Annotated in this window: 5 protein-coding genes; all 5 read right to left on the bottom strand. The window is 68.7% G+C overall.

Annotation, left to right across the window (positions count from 1 at the left end; genetic code table 11):
* Window positions 1–56 precede the first annotated feature (56 nt).
* The 5 genes from urtE to urtA all read right to left on the bottom strand — a co-directional run bounded on the left by urtE (window position 57) and on the right by urtA (window position 5051).
* Window positions 57–758 carry an urea ABC transporter ATP-binding subunit UrtE gene (gene urtE / locus G6027_RS01130; RefSeq protein ID WP_182634654.1) on the bottom strand — a complete coding sequence of 234 codons (702 nt, stop codon included), beginning with the start codon at window positions 756–758 and terminating at the stop codon, window positions 57–59.
* Window positions 755–1606, bottom strand: a complete 852-nt coding sequence (urtD, locus tag G6027_RS01125; RefSeq protein WP_182634652.1) for an urea ABC transporter ATP-binding protein UrtD — start codon at window positions 1604–1606, stop codon at window positions 755–757. The genes urtE and urtD overlap by 4 nt, the downstream gene beginning before the upstream one ends.
* Window positions 1603–2832: an urea ABC transporter permease subunit UrtC gene (gene urtC, locus G6027_RS01120; RefSeq protein ID WP_182634650.1), complete on the bottom strand. Its 1230-nt coding sequence runs from the start codon at window positions 2830–2832 to the stop codon at window positions 1603–1605. Before urtC ends, urtD begins: the two co-directional genes overlap by 4 nt.
* Window positions 2829–3713 carry an urea ABC transporter permease subunit UrtB gene (gene urtB / locus G6027_RS01115; RefSeq protein ID WP_182634647.1) on the bottom strand — a complete coding sequence of 295 codons (885 nt, stop codon included), beginning with the start codon at window positions 3711–3713 and terminating at the stop codon, window positions 2829–2831. Before urtB ends, urtC begins: the two co-directional genes overlap by 4 nt.
* Window positions 3714–3797: 84 nt before the next feature.
* A complete protein-coding gene (gene urtA, locus G6027_RS01110) occupies window positions 3798–5051 on the bottom strand; it encodes an urea ABC transporter substrate-binding protein (protein WP_182634645.1) in 1254 nt (417 codons plus the stop codon).
* Between the last annotated feature and the right edge of the window lie 268 nt (window positions 5052–5319).

The following is a 5319-nucleotide window of genomic DNA, read 5'->3' as shown; positions in this document are numbered from 1 at the left end:
GGTGGGCGGGTGGCCGGGGTGGGCGGTGGAGAGAGGAGGCCGTGGGGCCCGCCCGCTCAGATCGCCAGCGCCGACGTCACCTCGTGGGCGGCGGTGTCGTCGGAGGCGCCCGAGTGGGTGACCCGTCCCGACTCCACCACGTAATAGACGTCCGAGGCACGCAGGGAGAACCCGACGTGCTGCTCGACCAGCAGCACGGACAGGTCGCCGCGCGAGGCGAGGTCCACGATGATCCGCTCGATCTCGGCCACGACGTTGGGCTGGATGCCCTCGGTCGGCTCGTCCAGCACCAGCAGCCGCGGCTCGGTGATGAGCGCCCGGGCGATGGCCAGCTGCTGCCGCTGCCCACCGGAGAGCAACCCGGCCTTCCGATCCAGTAGCTCCTTGAGCGCCGGGAACAGATCGAGTGATTCGTCGATGAGCGCCTTCCCCCGCTTGCGGCCATCCGCCACGACCCGCAGGTTCTCGGCGGTCGTGAGCTGGGTGAACGACTGCTGACCCTGGGGCACGTAGCCGATACCCAGCGCCACTCGGCCATGCGGTTTGAGTCCGGTGATGTCCTGGCCGTCGAAGGTGATCGTGCCGGCCTTGCACGGCAGCAGGCCGACGGCGGCCCGCAGCAGGGTCGTTTTTCCCGCCCCGTTGTGCCCGAGCACCGCGGCCACGCCGCCGGCGGGGACCTCCAGGTCCACCCCGTGGAGCACCTCGGACCCGCCGTACCCTGCGCGGACGCCCGACATCTGCAGTAGTGCGCTCATTCGTCTGACTCCATCTCGGGTTCGGTGCCGGTGTCCAACTCGGTGCCGGTGGCGGCCGCGGTGCCCAGGTACACCTGCTGGACCTTGGGGTCGGCCTGGATCTCGGCGACCGTGCCCTCGGCGAGGACCTTGCCGGCCGCGAGAACGGTGACCGAGGTGGCGAAGTCACGCATGAAATCCATGTCGTGCTCCACCACCACCACGGTGCGGTCGGCGGCGATGCGCCGGAGCAGTTCGCCGGTGGCCTTGCGCTCGTCCGCCCCCATGCCGGCGACGGGCTCGTCGAGGAGCATCACGTCGGAGTCCTGGACGAGCAGCATGCCGATCTCCAGCCACTGCTTCTGTCCGTGCGCCAACACTCCGGCCTTGGTCCCGGCGTGGTGCTCGAGGCCGATGGTGTCCAACGCCTCGGCGACCACGGTCGCGCGGCCGCGGCGCCGCCGCAGCAGGGTCACCCATCCCCGACCGGAGCCGGCCGCGATGTCCAGGTTCTGCTCCACGGTCAGGTCCTCGAAGATGCTGGCCGTCTGGAAGGTCCGGCCGATCCCCATGCGGGCGATCTTGTGTGTCTTCATCCCCAGCACCGGTTGCCCGGTCTTGTCGACCGTCCCCGTCGCCGGGACCAGCCCCGTGATCGCGTCGACGACGGTGGTCTTGCCCGCGCCGTTGGGTCCGATGAGGAATTTGAGATCTCCTTGGATCAGCGTCAGGTCCACCCCGTCGACGGCGCGGAACCCGTCGAACGAGACGGTCAGTCCGCGGACCTCCAGGTAGGTCCGACCCGTCGAGGCGCCGGCGCGGCCACCTCCGGCCCCGGTAGAGCCGGTGGCCACAGCGGCGGGGGTCATGAGTTCTCCTCCGTGTTGGAGCGGGATCCGGTGGTGGCGGATCCGGTGGTGGCGGGGGCCGCGCGGTCCGATCCCGTCGACTTGCGGCGCCTCCGGATGACGAACAGGCTGGCCAGGCCGCCGGGCAGGAAGCCCACGACGACGATGAAGAGCACACCCTGCAGGTAGGTCCACTGCGACGGGTAGGCCTCGGAGAAGGTCGTCTGCGCCCAGGCCACACCGATCGCTCCCAGGACCGGGCCGAGCAACGTGGCCCGGCCGCCGATCGCGACACCGATGAGGAACGCGATCGAGGGTGCGATGCCGATCGCCGAGGGCGAGATGATCCCGACGATCGGGACGAACAGCGCGCCGGCGATCCCGGCCGCGAAGGCGGCGACCGCGTACGCCAGGGACTTGACCAGCGCCGGGTCGTACCCCAGGAAGCGGACCCGCTCCTCCTGGTCGCGGACGGCCACGAGCAGCTCGCCGAAGCGGGACTGCATGAACTGGCGCACCAACAGCACCACGCCGATGAGGGCGCCGCCGGTGATGAAGTACAGCATCTGGCGGTTGGCCGGGTCCGACAGCGCGAAGCCGAAGAAGCCGGTGAACCGGTTGAGCCCGTTGGAACCTCCGAGCTCGGGGCGGCTGACCAGGAAGATCGCGGCGGCGGCCGCGAGGGCCTGGGACAGGATCGCGAAGTAGGCGCCCTTGACCTTGCGGTTGAACACCAGGTACCCGAACCCGAAGGCCAGCAGTGGCGGCAGGAGCAGGATCACCACGAGGGTGAACACCGGCGAGGCGAACGGCTCCCAGTACCCGGGCAGCGACCGCATGCCGGCGATCTGCATGAAGTCGGGCAGGGCGTCGGGACCGCCGCGCTCGCGGGCGTCGGCGAGCTTGAGGTACATCGCCATGGCGTACGCGCCGACCCCGAAGTACACGCCCTGCCCCAGCGTGAGCATGCCGCCACGCCCCCACGCCAAACCGATCCCGCTGGCGACGATGCCGAAGCAGAAGAACTTGGCCAGGAGGTTGAGTCGGAACTCGCTCAGCAGCGCTGGTGCGACGCCGAAGATGAGGATCGCGGCGACGGCGAGCGCCACCCAGAACACCCAGCGGGGTCGTTCGCCGTCGGTGGTCAGCGCACCGGGCAGGGGCAGACGAGGTGGCCGGCCCCGACGACCCGAGGCCGGGTCGGCCGGATCCGGGGTGGTGGTGCCGATGGTGGCGGTGTCGGTCATGCCAGGCTCCTGGTCTTGACGGCGAACAGCCCCTGCGGGCGGATCTGGAGGAAGACGATGATCGTCACAAAGACGAGCACCTTCGCCACGGACGCGGTCGTGGAGTATTCGAAGAACGAGTTCAGGATCCCCAGCGCGAAGGCGGCGATGACGGCGCCCCGCAGCTGACCGAGGCCCCCGACCACCACCACGAGGAAGGCGTCGATGAGGTAGGACTGGCCGATGGTCGGGCTCGTCGAACCGATGAGGGTCAGGGCCACACCCGCCACACCCGCGAGGCCGGAGCCGATGAAGAACGTGGTCAGGTCGCTACGGCGCGAGTTGATGCCGGAACTCTCGGCGAGATCGCGGTTGAGGGTGACAGCCCGGATGCGCCGCCCCATCGGGGTGAAGCGCATCGCCGACATGAGGGCGGCAACGCACGTGACGGCCAGGAGGAAGATGAAGACGCGGGTGTAGGGGACGGACGCCCCGAACAGGACCAGGTTCCCGCGCAGGAACCCGGGCACCTCGACGTTGACGGCGGGGGCGCCCCAGATGTCGCGCGCGATCTGCTGCAGCACCAGCCCGACGCCGAAGGTCACCAGCAGCGTGTCGAGCGGTCGGGCGTACAGCCGTCTGATGAGCAGCACCTCGAGGATCACCCCGAGCAACCCGCCCACCACGAACCCCGCCACGAGGGAGATCGCCAGCCCCGCACCGGAGGCGGCGACGAACTGTTGGATGACGTAGGCCGTGTAGCACCCGGCCATGATGAACTCGCCGTGCGCCATGTTGATGACGCCCATCTGCCCGAAGGTGAGAGACAGCCCGAGCGCTGCGAGCAACAGGATCGAGCCGATGCTCAGTCCCGTCGCGAGTTGACCGATGATGACGTCCACACCGGCTCCTTTCTCCTGCGTGCGCCCGCCCGCGGCGGCCCCGGTGATCGGGACCGCCGCGGGGGGCGGTGGACTCGGACTGGGTCAGTTACCGGACAGGTCGCCGGCCCAGTCGTATCCCTCCAGGAAGGGGTCCGGCTCGATGGGCTCGCCCGAGCTCCACACCTCGTAGATCAGGCCGTCGGGGCGGATCTCCCCGACGAGTGCGGTCTTGGAGATGTGGTTGTTGTCCCCGTTGATCGTCACGGTGCCCTCCGGGGCGTCGAAGCTGACACCGCCGGCGTTCTCCTGGATGTCCGCGACGTCGAAGCTGCCCGCCTTCTCGACCGTGTTCTTCCAGAGGAACAGCGAGGTGTACGCCGCCTCCATGGGGTCGGAGGTGACCCTGTTCTCGCCGTACTTGGCCTTGAACGCCTCGACGAACGACGTGTTCTCCGGACTATCGATGGTCTGGTAGTAGTTCCACGACGTGAGCTGACCCTCGATATTGTCCGCGCCGATGCCCTGCACCTCTTCCTCCGCGATCGACACGCTCACCACCGGGGTGTCCTCGGCGGTGAGGCCTGCGTTGGTGTACTCGCGGAAGAAGGCCACGTTGGAGTCGCCGTTGAGGGTGTTGAACACGGCGTCCGGGTCGGCGGTGCGCACCTTGTTGACGATGGTGGAGAAGTCGGTGGACCCGAGCGGCGTGTAGTCCTCACCGAGGATCTCGACGTCGTTGGCCTCCGCCCACGCCTTGATCACGCGGTTGGCGGTCTGCGGGAAGACGTAGTCCGAGCCGACGAGGTACATCGACTCCACGCCCTGCTCCTTGAGGTATTCCAGCCCCGGGACGATCTGCTGGTTGGTGGTGGCGCCGGTGTAGAAGATGTTCTCCGACGCCTCCAGGCCCTCGTACTGGACGGGGTAGTACAGCAGCGCGTTGGCGTCCTCGACCACCGGCAGCATCGCCTTGCGGGAGGACGAGGTCCAGCCACCGAAGATCGCGGCCACGCAGTCGCTGGTGATGAGCTTCTGGGCCTTCTCCGCGAACACGGCCGGGTCGGATGCCCCGTCCTCGACGATCGGCTCGATCTGCTTGCCCATCACGCCGCCGTCGGCGTTGATCTGCTCCACGGCGAGCGCGACAGAGTCACGCACCGTCCTCTCGGAGATCGCCATGGTTCCCGACAGGGAGTGCAGCGACCCGATCTTGATGGTGTCGCCGGAGGTGTCCACACACGATTCTGCGGAGGCCGCGGCGGTGTCCGAAGTGCGGCTGCCGCAGGCGGTGAGAGCACCGGCCCCGAGGACCACCAGTGCGGCGGCGGCGACGGTGCGTCTGGAGATGGATTTCACGCGGGTTCATCCTTGCCGTGGGCGGGCTGTCGATGGCCCCCGCTTCTCGGGGATCGACGCTCGGTGAAACCAAAGTTATGAGTTTCATGTGAGCCGCACGGTTCTGGCGTGTTTCGTACGTGTTGCCTCGGTCCACCTGCAGTGAACCCTGCGTTTCGCACCCGCTCAGGAACTCTTCAGATCCCTCTCAGCCCTTCCGGAGATCCGGCGCCGGCGCCCCCAGGGCGTGCTGGCGCGCGGCGGACCACACCGCGCGCACGGCGGCCTC

The organism is Dietzia sp. SLG310A2-38A2, from assembly GCF_014145095.1.
In the GTDB taxonomy this organism is placed as follows: Bacteria; Actinomycetota; Actinomycetes; order Mycobacteriales; family Mycobacteriaceae; genus Dietzia.
This window is presented reverse-complemented; position numbering and strand designations above follow the sequence as displayed.

What these genes read in the sequence shown, in the direction of transcription:
- urtD (WP_182634652.1), bottom strand. Translation starts at nt 1,606, where the DNA reads ATGACCCCCGCCGCTGTGGCCACCGGCTCTACCGGGGCCGGAGGTGGC.
- urtE (WP_182634654.1), bottom strand. Translation starts at nt 758, where the DNA reads ATGAGCGCACTACTGCAGATGTCGGGCGTCCGCGCAGGGTACGGCGGG.
- urtC (WP_182634650.1), bottom strand. Translation starts at nt 2,832, where the DNA reads ATGACCGACACCGCCACCATCGGCACCACCACCCCGGATCCGGCCGAC.